General features: G+C 40.2%; 16 protein-coding genes, 2 pseudogenes and 1 riboswitch. Of the genes and pseudogenes, 16 read left to right on the plus strand and 2 right to left on the minus strand.

Annotated features, from left to right (window positions below):
* The first annotated feature begins 9 nt into the window (after window positions 1-9).
* From RCG23_RS17945 to RCG23_RS17960, 4 genes are all read left to right on the plus strand, one after another.
* Complete coding sequence (locus RCG23_RS17945) at window positions 10-1,506, plus strand: FTR1 family iron permease (protein ID WP_308176786.1); 1,497 nt, start codon at window positions 10-12, stop codon at window positions 1,504-1,506.
* Window positions 1,503-1,904, plus strand: coding sequence for a hypothetical protein (locus tag RCG23_RS17950; protein WP_308176787.1), 402 nt, complete (start codon window positions 1,503-1,505; stop codon window positions 1,902-1,904). The genes RCG23_RS17945 and RCG23_RS17950 overlap by 4 nt, the downstream gene beginning before the upstream one ends.
* 113 nt (window positions 1,905-2,017) lie before the next feature.
* On the plus strand, window positions 2,018-3,790 hold the full coding sequence (uvrC, locus tag RCG23_RS17955) for an excinuclease ABC subunit UvrC (protein WP_308176788.1): 1,773 nt from the start codon (window positions 2,018-2,020) through the stop codon (window positions 3,788-3,790).
* 71 nt (window positions 3,791-3,861) lie between these two features.
* A riboswitch (Lysine riboswitch) is annotated at window positions 3,862-4,039 on the plus strand.
* A gap of 121 nt (window positions 4,040-4,160) precedes the next feature.
* Complete coding sequence (locus tag RCG23_RS17960; RefSeq protein WP_308176789.1) at window positions 4,161-5,384, plus strand: aspartate kinase; 1,224 nt, start codon at window positions 4,161-4,163, stop codon at window positions 5,382-5,384.
* A 64-nt stretch (window positions 5,385-5,448) separates the two neighbouring features.
* Here RCG23_RS17960 and RCG23_RS17965 read toward each other — a convergent pair whose 3' ends face one another.
* Window positions 5,449-5,766 carry a DUF2507 domain-containing protein gene (locus tag RCG23_RS17965; protein ID WP_308176790.1) on the minus strand — a complete coding sequence of 106 codons (318 nt, stop codon included), beginning with the start codon at window positions 5,764-5,766 and terminating at the stop codon, window positions 5,449-5,451.
* Window positions 5,730-5,897 (minus strand): hypothetical protein, encoded by a 168-nt coding sequence (locus RCG23_RS17970; protein WP_308176791.1) that lies wholly within the window; start codon window positions 5,895-5,897, stop codon window positions 5,730-5,732. Before RCG23_RS17970 ends, RCG23_RS17965 begins: the two co-directional genes overlap by 37 nt.
* A gap of 462 nt (window positions 5,898-6,359) precedes the next feature.
* Here RCG23_RS17970 and RCG23_RS17975 point away from each other — a divergent pair, with 462 nt between their 5' ends.
* From RCG23_RS17975 to racE, 12 genes and pseudogenes are all read left to right on the plus strand, one after another.
* Complete coding sequence (locus tag RCG23_RS17975; RefSeq protein WP_308176792.1) at window positions 6,360-6,968, plus strand: succinate dehydrogenase cytochrome b558 subunit; 609 nt, start codon at window positions 6,360-6,362, stop codon at window positions 6,966-6,968.
* A gap of 62 nt (window positions 6,969-7,030) precedes the next feature.
* Window positions 7,031-8,791, plus strand: a complete 1,761-nt coding sequence (sdhA, locus tag RCG23_RS17980) for a succinate dehydrogenase flavoprotein subunit (protein WP_308176793.1) — start codon at window positions 7,031-7,033, stop codon at window positions 8,789-8,791.
* A gap of 6 nt (window positions 8,792-8,797) precedes the next feature.
* Window positions 8,798-9,554: pseudogene (gene sdhB, locus RCG23_RS17985) on the plus strand (succinate dehydrogenase iron-sulfur subunit).
* A 122-nt stretch (window positions 9,555-9,676) separates the two neighbouring features.
* The gene (locus RCG23_RS17990; RefSeq protein ID WP_308176794.1) at window positions 9,677-10,267 is read left to right on the plus strand and encodes a class D sortase; all 591 of its coding nucleotides are present in this window, start codon (window positions 9,677-9,679) and stop codon (window positions 10,265-10,267) included.
* Window positions 10,268-11,628: 1,361 nt separating this feature from the next.
* Window positions 11,629-12,440: pseudogene (locus RCG23_RS17995) on the plus strand (alpha-amylase family glycosyl hydrolase); the annotation flags it as partial.
* 657 nt (window positions 12,441-13,097) lie between these two features.
* Complete coding sequence (locus RCG23_RS18000; RefSeq protein WP_308180101.1) at window positions 13,098-13,571, plus strand: pullulanase-associated domain-containing protein; 474 nt, start codon at window positions 13,098-13,100, stop codon at window positions 13,569-13,571.
* Window positions 13,460-15,742, plus strand: coding sequence for a type I pullulanase (pulA, locus tag RCG23_RS18005; protein ID WP_308176795.1), 2,283 nt, complete (start codon window positions 13,460-13,462; stop codon window positions 15,740-15,742). Before RCG23_RS18000 ends, pulA begins: the two co-directional genes overlap by 112 nt.
* Window positions 15,655-16,716 (plus strand): alpha-1,6-glucosidase domain-containing protein, encoded by a 1,062-nt coding sequence (locus RCG23_RS18010; protein ID WP_308176796.1) that lies wholly within the window; start codon window positions 15,655-15,657, stop codon window positions 16,714-16,716. Before pulA ends, RCG23_RS18010 begins: the two co-directional genes overlap by 88 nt.
* Window positions 16,717-16,888: 172 nt before the next feature.
* Entirely contained in the window at window positions 16,889-17,353 is a 465-nt protein-coding gene (locus RCG23_RS18015) for an acyl-CoA thioesterase (RefSeq protein WP_308176797.1), read from the plus strand.
* 148 nt (window positions 17,354-17,501) lie between these two features.
* Window positions 17,502-17,726: a helix-turn-helix domain-containing protein gene (locus tag RCG23_RS18020; RefSeq protein ID WP_308176798.1), complete on the plus strand. Its 225-nt coding sequence runs from the start codon at window positions 17,502-17,504 to the stop codon at window positions 17,724-17,726.
* Window positions 17,727-17,913: 187 nt separating this feature from the next.
* Window positions 17,914-18,369, plus strand: coding sequence for a MarR family winged helix-turn-helix transcriptional regulator (locus RCG23_RS18025; RefSeq protein ID WP_308176799.1), 456 nt, complete (start codon window positions 17,914-17,916; stop codon window positions 18,367-18,369).
* 10 nt (window positions 18,370-18,379) lie between these two features.
* Window positions 18,380-19,180 carry a glutamate racemase gene (gene racE, locus RCG23_RS18030; protein ID WP_308176800.1) on the plus strand — a complete coding sequence of 267 codons (801 nt, stop codon included), beginning with the start codon at window positions 18,380-18,382 and terminating at the stop codon, window positions 19,178-19,180.
* Window positions 19,181-19,425 lie beyond the last annotated feature (245 nt).

The following is a 19,425-nucleotide window of genomic DNA, read 5'->3' on the forward strand; positions in this document are numbered from 1 at the left end:
GAGGATAACATGAGGAGCAAACTATTTACTGCAATTTTGATTTTACTAACAGCTTTTAACCTCCTCCCTATTAACAGCTTTGCTGCTAATGCATCAAATGATATTGAGAGTGCAAACAATATAATTATCCAAACGATTCAATCAGTGGATAAGGGAGAAATGGATGCAGCCTCCAAACAATTTAGAACGTTTACTTCCACTTGGATTTCCATTGAAGATGGCGTGAAAAAACAATCTCAGCAGGCTTATCATGATATCGAAGATAAAATGGGCCAAGTTTCATTTGCTTTTGCACAGCAGCCTGTAAATCAAGCTAAAGTGAAAAATGCACTGTTACAATTAAAAAATACTAATATAAAATTTATTGCCGGTAAGTATACTGACGGCTCTGATAAAAAAAGTAATAACTCCACCCAGACAGGTGATATTTCTGAACTGATAACCTTGCTTAATCAGTCACTTTCTAAAATTAACAACAATGATATTCAGGGAGCAAAAAACGATATAGAAAAATTCCGCAAATCGTGGTTGAATGTCGAGGGTGTAGTCCTTACACAGTCTTCTAAAGTATATGGTGATGCAGAACGGGATATGGTTTCATCCTATTCAATGCTATCCTCCAAGCCAGCTGATGTAAAAGGGGCAAAGAAGACCATTGAAGGAATGAGAGATTATCTTTCACCACTTGTTACAAAAACAAGTTACAACATGATGGATGCGATTACGATTCTTCTTCGGGAAGGTTTAGAAGGATTGCTTGTAGTGGTGGCCTTGCTTGGATTTTTGAGAAAATCCGGTCATGAGGATAAGAGTAAATGGATTTGGATAGGAGTAGCTGTTGGAATAGGTATAAGCATTATTCTAGGCACAATTGTAAACCTGTTATTCTCTGCAGGTGCTTTTGGAAGCAATAATTTCTTAATTGCAGGCTGGACAGGGGTATTTGCAGCAGTCATGCTTCTATACATGAGCTATTGGCTTCACAGTAAATCAAGCATTTCAGAATGGCAGAGATATATTCGTACCCAAAGTACCAAGGCATTGGATACAGGAAGCCTATTCTCTTTGGCACTACTATCGTTCCTTGCCGTTTTTCGTGAAGGGACAGAAACCGTCTTATTCTTTATTGGAATGGCTTCTTCGATTAAATTGACATCTCTTTTATTAGGAATTGTCATTGGGGTGTTCATACTGGTGTTTTTATCTTACCTCATCCTTAAAGTAGGATTGAAAATTCCGATGCGGCCATTCTTCCTGGTCTCAAGCATTTTAATGTTTTACTTATGCTTCAAGTTTACTGGTATGGGGATTCATGGGCTGCAGCTTGCAGGGCTATTGCCTGCAACTCAAGCACCAATTCCAACGGTTGATTTTTTCGCCTTATATTCAACATGGGAAAGTTTTATCCCACAAATTATCTTGCTAGTTGCTGCGGTAATTGCTGCAATTATAAGTAAAGGTAAAGATAACAAAGTTAAAGTTGCAAACAGGAGGAAGCTTACATGAAAACGCGTAAATTAATTGTTCCGATTTTATTAGCTTCTTCTTTGACATTGGCTGCATGCGCTGGAGTTAATAATGATGAGAAGCCAAAGGATACAAAGAAAACTGTTTCAATTAGTGACGGTGCGAAGGAAATGAAACAAACAATTGCTGATTTGAAAAACCAGCTAAATGATAAGGACGCTGATAAAGTAAAAGAAAGCGGAGAAAACTTAGAGAAATCCTGGCAAAAATTTGAAGATGAAGTAAAAGACAAAAATGCTGATTTGTATGAAAAGGTTGAAACTCCTCTTCATATAATTGAAGCAGGTGCAAAGTCTGAACCCCTTGATGAACAAACACTCAATAAAGCAGCTGATGAACTGGATCATGTATTATCCGATGTTAAAAACATAAAATAGGACGATTGGAAGAGCAAGGTTTAACCTTGCTCTTCTTTTGTGATATTAAACAGCAAAATAATTTGACCACATTCACCATCATGTTGCAATATATAAATGGGAGGGTAGCCGGAATGAATGACATAATTAAGCAAAAGCTCGCTTTATTGCCAGATCAGCCTGGCTGCTATTTGATGAAGGATCGCCAGGGAACGATTATTTATGTAGGGAAGGCCAAGGTTTTGAAAAACCGTGTCCGTTCCTATTTTACCGGTTCACATGATGGAAAGACATTAAGGCTTGTTAATGAGATAGAGGACTTTGAATATATCGTCACCTCTTCAGATATTGAAGCACTAATACTTGAGTTGAATTTAATAAAAAAGCACGATCCAAAATATAATATCATGCTTAAGGATGATAAGACCTATCCGTTCATTAAGCTTACAGCGGAAAGACATCCCAAACTGATTATTACGAGAAAGGTAAAAAAGGATAAAGGGAAATATTTTGGACCTTATCCCAATGTTCAGGCTGCGAATGAAACGAAAAAGCTGTTGGACCGCATTTATCCTTTGCGTAAATGTGCCACCCTGCCGGACCGAGTTTGCCTATATTATCATTTGGGGCAATGCCTGGCTCCATGTGTAAATGAAATCCATGTCGAACAATATAGACAGATGGTTGAAGACATTTCCCGCTTTCTTAACGGTGGTTATAAAGACATAAAAAAAGAATTGACCGAGAAAATGATGAGTGCCGCCGAGAGCCTTGATTTTGAAAGAGCCAAGGAATATCGTGATAAAATCAGCCATATTGAGACGACGATGGAAAAACAAAAAATGACCACCACTGATTTTACTGACCGCGATGTATTTGGTTATGCAGTCGATAAGGGATGGATGTGTGTCCAGGTCTTTTTTGTACGCCAGGGAAAACTTATTGAACGAGATGTTTCCTTGTTTCCTATTTACAATGAACCTGAAGAGGAAATCCTTACCTATCTGGGACAATTTTATGATAAAGCAAATCATATTAAGCCAAAGGAAATCCTGATTCCCGATGAGATGGATACCAATCTGGCAGAACAGTTGCTTCAGGTTAGGGTATTGAAGCCGCAAAGGGGACAGAAAAAAGACCTCGTTAAATTAGCCGTGAAAAATGCGAAAATTGCTTTGAATGAAAAATTCTCGCTTATCGAACGGGATGAGGTTCGCACGGTAAAAGCGGTTGAAAATCTCGGAAGCATGCTTGGAATTTACACTCCTTATCGTATTGAAGCATTTGACAACTCCAATATTCAGGGAACAGATCCAGTGTCAGCGCTAGTAGTGTTTCAGGATGGCAAAGCCAATAAACGTGAGTACCGAAAATATAAAATTAAATCGGTAAAGGGACCGGATGACTATGAATCAATGAGGGAAGTTGTCAGAAGGAGATACACCAGAGTACTAAAAGAGAATCTTCCTCTTCCAGATTTAATTATTATTGATGGAGGAAAGGGGCATGTGGAAGCGGTCAGAGATGTATTGGAAAATGAATTAGGGCTGGATATTCCGCTTTCCGGCCTCGTCAAGGATGATAAGCATAGAACGTCGCAATTGCTTTATGGAAATCCGCTCGAAATCATACCGCTTGCAAGGAATAGCCAGGAGTTTTATTTGCTGCAGCGAATCCAGGATGAGGTTCATCGTTTTGCAATTACATTCCACCGCCAAACACGAGGAAAAACCGCTTTCCACTCTTTACTTGATGACATTCAGGGTATCGGCGAAAAGAGGAAAAAATTATTGTTAAAACATTTTGGATCCGTTAAAAAAATGAAAGAAGCCAGCATTGAACAATTCCTGGAAATCGGAATTCCGCCCAATGTCGCTGAGGAACTGCAAAAAAAACTTCAGGAATAATTATTGTCAGAAAAATCTCAATGTGCTATAATTGATTAAAATTTTATATTACTATCACTTTATAGTATTAAAGTGAAGGTAGAGGTGCGGGCATCAAGAGTAATGGTTCTGAGAAGAATGAGCTTCTGTGAAGAGCCAGGAAAGGGATCGCCCGCCGAAGTGGAGAAGGACTCATCGCCTTTTTTGCTGGTCCTGTATTGAATAAATGCCGGATTGTCAGGGTTTTTGCCCTGGAGAGCTATCTCACATTGTACGCGCTGAATCATTCTACGTGTTCAAAGCAATGAGATATCTTTCTCATTGCTTTTTTTGTTCTCTATGGGCAAACTGTGAGTAGCTTTTAGTGGATCTACAGAAAGAAGGGGAAATAGTGGGATTAATTGTTCAGAAATTTGGTGGAACATCAGTTGGGAGCGCAGAAAGAATATTAAATGTGGCAGAGCGTGTCAGGGAGGAAAAGGAGAGGGGAAATGATGTGGTCGTTGTTGTTTCTGCAATGGGCAAAACAACTGACCAGCTCGTTTCACTTGCCAAAGAAATTGCTACCCAGCCAAACAAGCGTGAAATGGATATGCTTTTGACTACAGGGGAGCAGATAACCATTTCACTTTTATCAATGGCCTTGAACCATAAAGGTATTGAAGCTGTTTCATTTACAGGCTGGCAGGCAGGAATCTTCACAGAAGATATACATGGAAATGCCCGAATTACAAAAATTGAAACCGATGCAGTAAATAAACAGCTGTCAAAAGGTAAAGTTGTGATTGTAGCAGGCTTTCAGGGAATAACAGTTGATGGGGAAATTACAACCCTTGGCCGGGGAGGTTCAGATACAACAGCAGTTGCTCTGGCAGCAGCGCTAAAGGCTGATAAATGTGATATCTATACGGATGTTACGGGTGTTTATACTACAGATCCGAGATATGTGAAAGATGCAAGGAAGCTGCTGGCCGTATCGTACGATGAAATGCTTGAACTAGCTAATCTCGGAGCAGGGGTGCTCCACCCAAGAGCAGTCGAATTTGCGAAAAACTATAATGTCCCTCTTGAGGTTCGCTCAAGTATGGAAAAAATTTCAGGAACGGTAATTGAGGAGGAAGCAACGATGGAAGAAAATCTTATTGTGCGCGGAGTGGCATTTGAGGGGGAAATTACAAGAGTAACAGTCCTTGGACTGCCGAATTCCTTGTCCGGGTTATCCACTATTTTTACAACGCTTGCCAAGAACCATATCAATGTTGATATTATCATTCAAAGCTCGACGGATGCCCATGCCACAAATCTGTCTTTTTCCATTAAGAGTGAGGATTTGGAACAAACGCTAACTGTTCTCGAAGAAAACAGGGAGGTTCTCGAATATGAACAAATCGAATGGGAAATGAAGCTGGCGAAAGTGTCAATTGTTGGCTCTGGAATGGTTTCGAATCCAGGAGTGGCTGCAGAAATGTTTAAGGTTCTGGCCGACCATGAGATTCATGTTAAAATGGTGAGTACATCTGAAATAAAAGTTTCAGCGGTAGTGGCGGAAACGAACATGATTAGGGCTGTAGAAGTTCTGCATGAAGCCTTTAACCTTTCTGAGAACAAGAGATAAGAAATTGAAAAAAAGCTTTCAGCGGATTACATTACCGTTGAAAGCTTTTTATTATGATTGACGATTAAATTGTGTCTTTCTGATCCCATTTAACGGTGAATTGTACCTTTTGGGCTTTCTTTACTGGATGCTCGAATGCTTCGGTCACAGCACCTTTCAGCAATTCAATTTGCTGGGCAAGAAACCCTGCTTCAAGCTGAAAAAAATACTCTGACTTGGATTTTACACGGGACACTATAAACGGGCTGTTCATTTCAAATTCCATTTCATTTTTCGTTGCAGTTTTCATTTCAAGCTGGCCCCATGAGGCTTTTACGAAAAAATCATTGATTTCATCAAGGCTATTTAAAGGATATTTCCTGGCAAGCCGCTTTCCGGCCAATATAATATCTCGGGAGTATCTTTTCCAAGGAGCTCAGGAAGTAAATCTCCGCGCAAAAGTTCAAATCCAAACATTGTTAATTTTTCAGGTTCCTGCTGTATTGCGTGTTCTGCAGATGTATTTTCTTTCAATGCTCTCCCCTCTTTCTATTAATCTATTATATACAATTTGCCCTTAACTTAAGTACTCTTTTCATATAAAAACTTTTGTCCATTTGAATAAATATTTGCTATTTTAGTATATCCGGCTCACCTGAGTAATATTTTATTCTTAGCAGGAGGGCTAAGTAACTGAAAAAGAGCTGAGGTCAAGCAAATAAATGGTTTAAGGTTAAGTGATTGAAGGTGGAATTCTATGAAATGCACTTCCTAATATAACACTCTTTCGACTATAAAAATATTTTAAAAATTTTATTTTTATAAAACATTTTATGTATACGTTTTCTTGACGCTCTATAATGATGGGAGTAAAATGGACATGTCACATAATTGTTAAAAAGGGGTATTTACTTTTTCAAAGTGGTGAAGGGTTTTTGGGAAGAATATTAGAGAAAAGTCCTTGCATCATTGCTTACATTTTAAGGGGGGTAATTTATGGCGGGTAATCGAGAGTTTTTTAATCGAAGATTGCATTCACTGCTTGGGGTAATTCCTGTTGGAATATTCCTTATGCAGCATCTTGTAGTGAACCATTTTGCTACTGAAGGGGAAGAATCATTTAATCACGCGGCTAATTTTATGGGCACTCTACCATTTAAAATAGTGTTAGAGACAGTTGTAATTTATTTGCCACTGCTGTTCCATGCAATTTATGGCCTTTATATTGCTTTTACTGCTAAAAACAATACTAGTAGATTTGGTTTCTTCCGTAACTGGATGTTCACTTTACAGCGTGTTTCCGGTGTTATCACGCTAATATTTATTGCGTGGCATCTCTGGGAAACACGTATTGCGGCAGCATTTGGATCAGAAGTTAATTTTCAAATGATGGAGAATATCCTCTCATCACCTTTTATGTTCTGGTTCTATGTGGTCGGAATTATTTCAACTATCTTTCACTTTGCGAACGGACTTTGGTCATTCTTGGTCAGCTGGGGAATTACAGTTACTCCTCGGTCACAGGTCATTTCAACCTACGTAACAATCATATTGTTCCTTGCACTTTCTTACGTTGGAATTAGTGCGCTTGTCGCTTTCATTTAATTTAATCGCTTTTTAAATCAGTTAGGGATTACCAGTGTTGTATTAAGGGAGTGAGTTTCACGATGGGTAAAGGAAAGGTTATTATTGTCGGCGGCGGTTTCGCCGGCTTAATGGCAACAATTAAAGTTGCAGAAACGGGAACGCCGGTAGAATTATTTTCACTTGTTCCGGTGAAGCGTTCTCACTCTGTTTGTGCCCAGGGCGGTATTAATGGAGCTGTAAATACAAAAGGAGAAGGGGATTCACCATGGATCCACTTTGACGATACGATTTATGGTGGAGACTTTTTGGCCAACCAGCCTCCGGTAAAAGCAATGTGTGAAGCTGCACCAAGCATAATACATTTATTTGACCGTATGGGTGTTATGTTTAACCGTACACCTGAAGGACTTCTTGATTTCCGACGCTTTGGTGGAACTCAACATCATCGTACAGCTTTTGCGGGCGCCACCACGGGCCAGCAGCTGTTATATGCTTTGGATGAGCAGGTTCGCCGCTATGAAGTGGCAGGATTGGTTACAAAATACGAGGGCTGGGAATTTCTTGGAGCTGTTGTTGATGACGAGGGAGTCTGCCGCGGGATTACTGCCCAGAACCTGGTATCAATGGAGACGAAGGCTTTTTCTGCAGATGCGGTAATTATGGCAACTGGCGGACCTGGAATTATTTTTGGAAAATCAACTAACTCTGTTATCAATACAGGTTCTGCTGCATCCATTCTTTATCAGCAGGGCGCTTATTATGCCAACGGTGAGTTTATCCAGATTCACCCGACTGCAATTCCTGGAGATGACAAGCTTCGCCTTATGAGTGAATCTGCACGTGGTGAAGGCGGACGTGTTTGGACATATAAAGATGGCAAGCCATGGTATTTCCTTGAAGAAAAATATCCAGCTTACGGAAACCTTGTTCCACGTGATATTGCAACACGTGAAATTTTTCACGTCTGTGTTGATATGAAAATGGGCATAAACGGTGAAAATATGGTATTCCTTGATCTTTCCCATAAAGATCCAAAGGAATTGGATATTAAGCTTGGCGGAATAATTGAAATCTATGAAAAATTCATGGGTGACGATCCGCGTAAGGTTCCAATGAAGATTTTCCCTGCTGTTCATTACTCAATGGGTGGATTATGGGTTGATTATGATCAAATGACCAATATTCCTGGACTTTTTGCCGCTGGTGAATGTGATTATTCTCAGCACGGAGCAAACCGTTTAGGCGCAAACTCACTGCTATCTGCCGTTTTCGGCGGGATGGTTGCAGGGCGAAATGCGGTTAAATATATTGATGGCATGGAAAAGAGTACAGATTCTATTTCTTCCTCAGTATTTGACCAGCATGTAAAGCAGGAAGAAGCGAAATGGAATAAAATCATGTCCTTCAATGGATCAGAAAATGCATACGTACTTCATAAAGAGCTTGGCGAATGGATGACAGATAATGTAACAGTAGTCCGCCATAACGATAAATTGCAGCAGACGGATGATAAAATCCAGGAATTGCTTGAGCGGTATGAAAATATCAATATTAACGATACAGCAAAATGGAGCAACCAAGGTGCAGCCTTCACAAGACAGCTGCAAAATATGCTTCAGCTGGCACGTGTCGTTACAATTGGCGCTTTAAATCGTAATGAAAGCCGAGGAGCTCATTATAAGCCTGACTTCCCAGAAAGAAATGATGAGGAATTCCTAAAAACGACAATGGCTAAATTCGTGGATTCAAAAACTGCCCCTGCTTTCCATTATGAAGATGTGGATACATCGTTAATTGCGCCGAGAAAACGCGACTATTCGAAAAAGAAGAAGGGGGAGTAGAATCTCATGTCAGAAAATAAAATGGTGAAATTTATAATCACACGGCAGGAGAGTCCAGATTCTGCTCCTTACCAGGAAGAATTTGAATTAGCGTACCGGCCAAATATGAACGTAATTTCTGCCCTTATGGAAATCAGAAGAAATCCTATTAACGCGAAGGGGCAGGGTTCATCACCGATTACATGGGACATGAACTGCCTTGAAGAAGTTTGTGGAGCATGTTCTATGGTGATTAACGGAAAGCCGCGCCAATCTTGTACGGCGCTTGTTGATCAGCTGGAGCAGCCAATTCGCCTGGAGCCTATGCGAACTTTCCCTGTTGTCCGTGATTTACAGGTAGACCGCAGCAGGATGTTTGATTCTCTTAAAAAGGTTAAAGCATGGATTCCAATTGATGGAACATACGATTTAAGGTCAGGCGCATGCCTGAGAAAAAGCGCCAGTGGGCATATGAATTATCTAAATGTATGACTTGCGGCGTGTGTTTAGAAGCCTGCCCGAATGTTAACAGTAAATCAGACTTTATCGGCCGGCTCCTTTATCACAGGTTCGTTTATTCAATGCACATCCAACAGGAGAAATGAATAAGTCTGAACGTCTTGAAGCAATCATGGGTGATGGCGGACTTGCCAATTGCGGTAATTCGCAAAATTGTGTGCAGTCCTGCCCTAAAGGTATTCCTTTGACTACTTCAATTGCAGCCTTAAACCGTGATACTACTATCCAGTCCTTCAGAAACTTTTTTGGAAGCGACCAAGCATAATTGGTTTTTGATCCCCTTTACGCTAAACAGCGCAGAAGGGGATTTTTATTTTTTCTTTTTTTGAGTAGTAGATTTTTTGATATACTTTTAAAATGAAAAAACGATAGGACGGGTAGAGGCTGATGAAAAAGCTTAATTCTTTTTTACCATTAATAATTGCATCCGCCGGTATTCTGCTGCTATGTATGGGTACATGGCAATTAGCTGATTCTAAATTGAAAACGGAACATTCATTAAAGGAAGCGAAGAAAGTTGTACGAGAGCAAATTAAATGGAATCTACCGGATAAAAGCAAAAAGAAATTTAAAGCGGGATACGGTGAAACCATTGGTGTCCTCCGTATCCCGAGAATAAAATCCGAATTGGCCATAGTGGAAGACACAGACCCAAATGATCTCGAAAAGGGGGTTGGCCATTACAAGGGTTCCTTTTATCCTGGTGAAAATGGACAAATCGTTTTATCCGGACATCGCGATACTGTATTTCGACACCTTGGTGAATTAAAAATCGGAGACTTTTTCAATGTAGAAATGCCTTACGGAAAATTCACCTACGAAATTTTTAAGACAAAAATTGTTGATGCAAATGATACTAGCATCATTACTCTTCAAAATCGGGAAGAGGAACTAATCGTTACGACCTGCTATCCTTTCAGATACGTGGGAAACGCCCCTAAAAGGTATATTCTTTACGCAAAAGAGAAAAAACACTGAAGAAGGAGATGGGAATGCACATCTCCTTTTTTTGTCGAAATTAGGAATACTTTCTCTCTAACATTTATTTGAAAAATCTAATAAGACATGATAATCTTAATCTTGTAAAATATGAAAACGTTTGCATCTTTTGTATATTTGTGCAAACGTTTCCATAAAACTAACTATTTTTGAGGAGGAAAGCTATGAAACGTTTATCGTCATTATTGCTGGCTTTTGTGCTTCTTTTTAGTACATTTGTGGCACCGTTTGCACAAAAAGCCAAGGCAGCCGACAAAACATATGACAAAGTCGTGCTGCGTGGAAATGCTGCGGCTCTAGACTGGAGCTCAGATAATCATCCGCTTACATATAACGCTGAAGCTGGAGAATGGGAAAGCCAACCAATCAATTTGGAAGGCGGAAAAGAAGTAGAATACAAGTTTGTTATGAATGATAACTGGATGGCGGGAGAAAATTTAAAAGTAACGCCTCCACAAACAGGGGACTATATTTTTGTTTTCCATCCTGACCAGGAAAGAAATGTCGATGTAAGGCTCGATTTTTCAAAATTCACGGGTAAACTCACTCTAAAGGTTGCGTTGCCGGCAAATACTCCTAATTGGGCAACACCGACAATCGGGTCAACTTTAAATGGGTTTAATTATTCTGTGACACCACTGACAAAAGATGCAAATGGCGATTGGACAGTTACTCTCGCTGGCAACGCAGGGGATGAAATTGAATATCTTTATTCCTTAGGCGATGAAAAACTGACTGAGAATTCTGCGACAAAGCATAAAGCGGTTTTCACAGCAGATGGAACAGTTTATCAGGACACTGTTTCTGCCTGGAAGGCTGTACCGGTAGCAAAGGATGTAAATAACAATTATGCTTACTCACCTTCAATACCTACCAGCAATGATGATGTGACAGTTTCAGTAACTGTTAAACACTTCAATTCTGTAAATGAGGGTGCGATTTATTATACGACTGATGGGACTTTTCCAAGTGGAAGCCGCGGGACTGCAACTGTCGGAACCGCAGTAAACTTGGTAAAGGATACCGAGAACATTTCAGGTGGATTAACAACCACTGTTTTCAAAGCAGTTATTCCTAAACAAGCAAATGGAACCGCTGTCAAATATATATCAGATGTTTGGAACACAGATGGGACAGGATCCCAATATGCGGATTCCAACAGCCTGAATCCTAATCAAGCAACTCCTTTCGGCTATTATGTGGACCAATTTAAATCTCCACAATGGGCGAAGGATGCCGTCATCTATCAGGTTTTTGTCGACCGTTTTAATAATGGAGATACATCCAATGACGATCCTGCCTCCGCAAACCTTCCTTATGACGACAAGTTAAAAGGCTGGATGGGTGGAGATCTACAGGGTGTTTACGATAAGTTAGATTACATTAAAGGTCTTGGTGTTAATACTATTTGGCTATCACCAGTATTTAAAGGGCCTTATTCACATGGATATCATCCAGCTGATTACAAAGAAATTGATCAGCGCTTCGGTGATAAGGAAACAATGAAGAAATTGGTTGATGCAGCACATGCCAAAGGCATGAAGGTGGTCTACGATTTCGTTGCAAACCATACTTCTTCACTGCATCCTTTCTTCCAGGATGCAAAAGCCAAAGGTGAAGGAAGTCCATATTATAATTGGTACACTTTCACCGAATGGCCGACAAGTATAAAACATTTTCTGGAATTTCAGAACTTCCTGAATTAAATAATGATAATCCTGAAGTAAGAAATTATATGATAAATGATGTGGTCCCATATTGGTTAAGTGATTTGGACTTTGACGGATTCAGGCTCGATTATGCAAAAGGGCCAAGCTACAGCTATTGGGTTGACTTCCGCCATAAAGTAAAAGAGCTAAAACCAAATGCCTATATTTTTGGAGAAGTTTGGGACAGCCGCGAAAAGATCAATTCGTATGCAGGCAAGCTTGACGGTGCGTTAGACTTTGGAATGAACGATGCACTCGTTAATACATTTGCAAAAGACCAATCTATGGTAGGTTTAAGCAATACGGTTAAAGACAATATTGCAACCTATCCTTCTGAATATGTAGTGTCGTCTTTCCTTGATAGCCATGATAAACCACGTTTTATTTATGAGGCTGGCGGCGATGCAACAAAAATGGAACTTGCGGCGGCAACGCAGTTTACACTTCCAGGTCCGCCAATCATCTACTATGGTGATGAGGTTGGCTTATCCATGAGTAAGGATCCTAATTCAGTAGCTGATTGGAAGGATCGTTATTACAGGGAAATGATGCCATGGGATCCAGCGCAGCAAAATCCGGATTTGGAAAACTATTATAAAAAGTTAATCAAATTACGTAATGATGTTTCTGCACTTCGTACTGGTTCATTCAAGTCATTATCTGCAGACCAAAATGTGTTTGCATACGAACGTACAGACGCTAATGGTAAATACTTAGTCGTTGTAAACAAAGGCACATCTGACCAGCAAATAGATGTGAACAAGCTTTACAACCAATTGAAAATTAATGATGTAACATTGACAGACCAACTTGGAACAGAAGAGCTTCACAACGACAATAATGGCGATTTGAAGTTTGTCAGCAACGGCAAGTCCTTTAAAATTTACAAGGTAACAGGAACGCTTGAATATAGTGATGTCCCTCTTGACCGTAATAAAGTTTACAACGAAGTGGTATTAAGGGGATCAGCACCACTTGCATGGAGCGGAGCAGACAAATCGCTTTCCTACGATTCTGCTGATAAAGTTTGGAAGAGCCAGCCGATCGAATTGCAGGGCGGCCAGGAAGTTCAATTCAAATACGTAATGGATGGCAATTGGATGGGGGATCCGAACCTTTCATTTACCCCGCCGGCAACAGACAATTATGTATTTGTATTCGATGCGCTTGACCAGAGAAAAGTGACTGTTCAACCTGCACAACAAAAGATTACTACCAAAGTCAAAGTCCATTATCAGCCAAGAGCAGGGGATACAAAGGATTGGAACCTTTGGATATGGCCTGATGGCATGGGCGGCCAGGTCAAGAATTTCACTGGCACAGATGAGTTCGGAAAGGTTGCTGATCTTGAGCTTGATGGTGACTACAATAAAGTAGGCTTCATCGTGCGTACGGATAACTGGGCCGACAAAGACGGCGGCGACCGATTCATCAACGATATATGGTACGGACATAATGAGGTGTGGATAAAGCAGGAGACGATACGGTTTACACAAGTAATCCTGACGGAACAACACCTCCGAAAGCATTTAATTCTATTGAGGTCAAATTCAATTATTACCGTTATGATTTAAATTATGACAACTGGGATATTTGGGTATGGACAGACAAATCCGGTGGCCAAGCCGTTCCTCTTGATAAAACTACTTCATTTGGCAAACAAGGAGTTCTTAAACTGGAAAACCTTGACGGTGCTACAAAGGTAGGGTTTATCGTAAGAAAATCTGACTGGTCATCAAAGGATATTTCCGAAGATCGGTTTATTACTGATTTCAGCGCAGATGGCAAAGCTGAAGTATGGCTTGCCCAAGGTCAAAGGCGCATTTATGACAATCCAGCAAAAATTGACCGCACACCAAGGATTACGAAAGCAGCAATTGACGAGCTAAACAAAATTACTTTTGAAACAAACTTCCCATTTGCATATGAGGAAGGCAAAAATCCGGGAATCGTTCTGAATGGTGCTGAAATTGAAAAGGTGGAAGCAGCCGGAACCGTTACTGGAGGATTAACGAATAAGGTTGTAATTTATACGAAAAATGAACTGGATTTGTCACAGGCTTATACGATCAGCAAGGATGGGTTTGGCCAGGCAACCGTCCAAATGGGTAAAGTAATTGGCAGCAAAACGTTTGAAGACCGTTTTTATTACGATGGCCATGACCTTGGCAATACCTATACCAAAGAAAAAACAAGTTTCCGTTTATGGGCACCAACTGCAAGTGAAGCAAAGCTTGTGACCTATGATAGATGGAATGCAGCAACCGGAACAGAAATCGATATGCATCGTTCCGTTAAAGGCACATGGACTGCCGAACTTTCTGGCGATCAGAAGGGCTTGCTTTACACTTATAAAGTAAAAGTTGGCGATTCCTGGAATGAAGCGGTGGATCCATATGTACGTGCGACAGCAGTCAATGGAGACAAAGGTGCCGTAGTAGATTTAAAAGAAACAACTCCGCAAAATTGGAAAAATACAAAACCTGCTTTAAAAAATCGTGAAGATGCGATTATTTACGAAACGCATATCCGCGATTTGACAATCGATCCTAATAGCGGTGTAAGCAGCGCGCATAAAGGGAAATTCCTAGGGGTAGCTGAAACAGGAACCAGGGGACCGAATGGTGTAAAAACAGGTCTTGACCATATTAAAGATTTGGGAGTTACACACGTTCAATTTATTCCAATGTACGATTACAACACCGCAAGTGTGGATGAAACACATCTTGACCAGCCACAGTATAACTGGGGCTACGATCCGAAGAACTATAATGTGCCAGAGGGATCTTACTCTACAGATCCTTATACACCAACCGTCCGGATTAATGAAATGAAGCAAATGATCCAAACACTGCATGATAATAACCTTCGTGTGGTAATGGATGTCGTTTATAACCATATGTTTAGTGCGCTGGAATCTAACTTTAATAAGCTCGTTCCAGGATATTATTTCCGTTATAACGAAGATGGATCGCTGAGCAACGGAACGGGTGTAGGAAACGATACAGCATCAGAACATAAGATGATGAGTAAATTTATCGTTGACTCTGTTACTTATTGGGCAAAGGAATACAATATTGACGGATTCCGTTTTGATTTAATGGGAATCCATGATGTAGATACGATGAATGCAGTCCGTAAGGCATTGGATGAGATCGATCCTTCCATCATCGTAATCGGGGAAGGCTGGGATTTAGGAACTGCTCTTGACCCTGAACTTAAAGCAAATCAAAAGAATGCATATAAAATGCCGGGAATCGCTCACTTTAATGATGATATCCGTGACGGATTAAAAGGAAGCGTATTCGATGGCAATGACAAAGGTTTCATAAATGGAAAAACAGATATGGAACTTCGCATCAAAAAAGGTGTTGTAGGCGGAATTGATTATAATGACCAAATCAAGAATTTTGCAAAGGATCCTGAACAAACGGTGACATACGTTGAAGCCCATGATAACAATACTCTTTGGGATAAGCTGGCCATCACAAATGGCAGTGATTCAGATGAAGTCAGAAAGCAGATGCATAAGCTTGCTTCTTCCATCATCTTAACTTCGCAAGGTATGTCGTTTATCCACGCTGGCCAGGATTTCATGAGGACCAAAAATGGAAATGACAACAGCTATAATGCCGGGGACGCGGTCAATCAGCTTGATTGCGCCGACGCAGCCAGTTCGATGCAGAGGTTGAGTATTTCAAGGGCCTTATACAGCTTAGAAAAAGCCATCCTGCCTTCAGGATGACAACGGCGGATGACATTAGGCATCACCTGAGCTTCCTTGACGCACCAGCAAATTCTGTAGCATATGTCATTAAAGGCAATGCAAATGGTGATTCTGCCGGTCAATTGGCTGTGGTTTACAATGCAAATAGGTCACCAGTAGAAATTACACTCCCTACACATGGAAACTGGAGATTGCTTGTAAATGGAGTAAGAGCAGGGAATGATGTACTTGAAATAATTAAAGGCAATAAAGTAACAGTTCCGGGACTGAGCACTTATGTTCTAGCTTTAGGGGACGAAGAGCAGGGTGGAGACAATCCAGGAAAAGATCCAGGGAAAGATCCAGGGAAAGATCCAGGGAAAGATCCAGGGAAAGATCCAGGGAAAGATTCAGGGAATAACCCAGGTGACAATCCAGGAGGAAAGCCAAATGTTCCTTCAAAAGATATCCAAATAGGAACAAAATATGTAAATGGTAAAACTGTAATTAATTCTAAGGATTTAATTAACGGAATTAAGGCTGCATTAAAAGCCCATTCGAATATTGTAATCAATATTGGAAAAAAAGAGTCAGTTAAACTTGAATTTACAAAAGACCAAGTGAATCTGATAAAATCGAGCGGGAAGTCATTTTACGTGAAGAGCAACGGTGCAGATATTCTTGTTCCATTAAAAGCTGTTGAAGTGAAGAAAACGTTCGTGCTTGATTTAAGAAAGACGACGTACGTAAGAGGATCTGTTGGTCCTGCGTATGCAGTAAATCTTTTTGCTGATGGAAAACCAATTAATAAATTAAAGCAAAAAGCAGTTCTAAGTATCATCGTTGACCCTAAAAAGGTGACAAATTCAAGCAGCTTAAAAGTTTCCTATTTTAATACAACAAAGAAAAAGTGGGAAACCGTATCAGGTGCCGTATTTAAAAATGGCAAACTGACTGTCAGCATTGACCGTCCTGGCACGTATGTTGCTGTCGAAGTTTTCAAAAGTAAATAACATTAGGGAAAAATAATTATTCATCGCCAGTTATATTCTGGTGAACAAAGCGGAAGGTTCCTGATTCAGTCAGGAACCTTTTTGCTTACGATCATTTATTTTGGAAATTTTGCCAAAATAATTTATAATAAAAGGATGAATGGTGATTCAGTTGGACGGAGGAGAGAGACAAATGAACAGAATAGATTACATCAAGGAAATTAACGGATGGGAAGATGAATTTCAGTTTTATTACCGGGTGAAAGTGCGTTTTTCTGATACGGATATGTTTAGGCATTTAAATAATACTGTGCCTTTTTCTTATTTTGAAGAAGCGAGAATCGAGTATTTTAAGAGCCTTGGTTTTATGCAGGACTGGGTAAAGCCAGATAGTAAAACTATACCTGTTGTAGCGAATCTTCAATGCGATTTCTTAAAACAGGTTTATTATGATGAAAAACTTAAAATCTACGTAAAAGCCGAAAGCGTTGGAAATTCCTCTGCAGATCTTCATTATATGGGTAAGAGGGAAGATGGAGACATTTGCTTTGTTGGCAGGGGAACTATCGTGCAGATTTCTTCTAGGACTGGTAAAGGGGTTCCATGGACGGATGAAATGCGGAAGCTGTTCATGGAACAAAAGGCAATTAGGGCATAATTATAAGGAAAACGCACATTTTTTTTTAATTCATTCTCCTGTATGCAAATATAGTCACTCCGATTACTGCGCTGACATATGATATGGTGACTAAATATATACCCATCCCACAATTCATAACTGGCGAAGGCAAGGAGGGTTACAATACTTGAAGGAGAATGAATACACGCACAAGCCATTACTCACCAAACGTGAAAGAGAAGTATTCGAACTGTTAGTACAAGATAAAACAACGAAAGAAATCGCTGGTGATTTATTTATAAGCGAAAAAACGGTTCGAAATCATATTTCAAATGCGATGCAAAAGCTTGGTGTAAAGGGGCGTTCACAAGCTGTTGTAGAGCTCCTCAGAATGGGAGAGCTAGAACTATAATCTTGACCGGCATCCTTTTTTGGGGCGGCGAAGATTTTTTAATACCCCGGTATATTTCGGCTCTTGAATTTTTGCCGAAAAAGGTAGAAAATAAGAACAATAGGGAAATGCAAAAACTTGCACTGTTGCCCATAAATGATCTATTAACATAATGAAACAGCGAAAGTGCCATTTAGGAGTGTAAAAAATGAATGCTGAGGATCTGAAACGAAATAATAAGGACATTGTGGCTGATATTGAGAAGGATTTACGTTACATATCCGGTATTATCAAGCAAAAAGGAAGAGAACTTTTAAGCACTTATACTATTACACCTCCCCAGTTTGTGGCTTTGCAGTGGCTGTTTGAGGATGGGGATATGACAATAGGAGAGCTTTCCAATAAAATGTTCCTTGCCTTCAGTACTACTACCGACCTTGTCGACAGAATGGAAAAGAATAAGCTCGTCATGAGGGTTAAGGATCCAAATGACCGCCGTGTAGTGCGAATTCATCTGCTAGATGAGGGTGAACGGATTATAGGTGAAGTAATTAAGAAACGGCAGGGATACCTGCAGGAGGTTCTTAAAAACTTTTCATCAGAAGAAATCCAGGTTCTGCAGAATAACTTAACAAAATTGCATCTTGAAATGCGTGAAGAATGAGGAGAGTAATTTGAAACGACCAATAGGAGTAATTGATTCCGGTGTTGGCGGCGTTACCGTTGCTAAAGAGATGATGAGGCAGCTGCCAAAAGAAAAGATTATTTATCTTGGAGATACAGCCAGATGTCCATATGGACCAAGGACTAAATTAGAAGTGAAAAAATTCACATGGCAGATGACAACATTTTTAGTCCAAAAAAATATTAAGATGTTGGTCATTGCCTGCAATACAGCAACAGCTGCTGTCCTTGAAGAAATTCAAAAGGAATTATCCATTCCTGTAATAGGGGTTATTTTTCCTGGAGCGCGGGCAGCTATTAAAAAAACCAATAACTATAGGGTTGGTGTTATTGGGACAATTGGAACGGTTAAAAGCGGTGCTTATGAAAAAGCTTTAAAAGCTTTGAATAGCCGGCTATTTGTCACGAGCCTCGCCTGCCCCAAGTTTGTGCCACTTGTTGAGAGCGCGGAATATGAGGGAAGCCTCGCAGAAAAAATCGTAAAAGAGTCACTGGAGCCACTTAAAGATCAAAATTTGGATACCTTGATTTTAGGATGTACCCACTATCCTCTGCTCGAGCCATTAATTAAAAAATTCATGGGCCCAGAGGTAAGTGTGATAAGCTCCGGAGACGAAACCGCTCGGGAAATCAGTACGATTCTTCAATATAATGGGATGTTAAATGAAGCAGAGGACGATCCAATCCATGAATTTTTCACAACAGGATCACACGCCATCTTCTCAAAAATTGCATCTCAATGGCTTGGGAGAAACATCAATAATGTAGAAACGATTAAATTGGGAAATTGAAGGAATATCGCGGCTTTTAGAGCCGCGATATTTTTTTTTGCTCTTTTCGTAAACTTTGTTGCTTCTGTAATAATTTGTGCCCACTTAGAGGAGCCTTCGGACAAGTTGGATGACATCAGGGGCATTCGAGTCCGAATCAGAGAAGAATGTGACACCGATGAAGACCCAAACCACCTTTTTGAATAGTGGAAATGGTCTTCATGACACCGATGAAGACCCAAATCACCTTTTTGAATAGTGGAAAT

The organism is Neobacillus sp. PS3-34 (genome assembly GCF_030915465.1).
GTDB lineage: Bacteria > Bacillota > Bacilli > Bacillales > Cytobacillaceae > Neobacillus_A.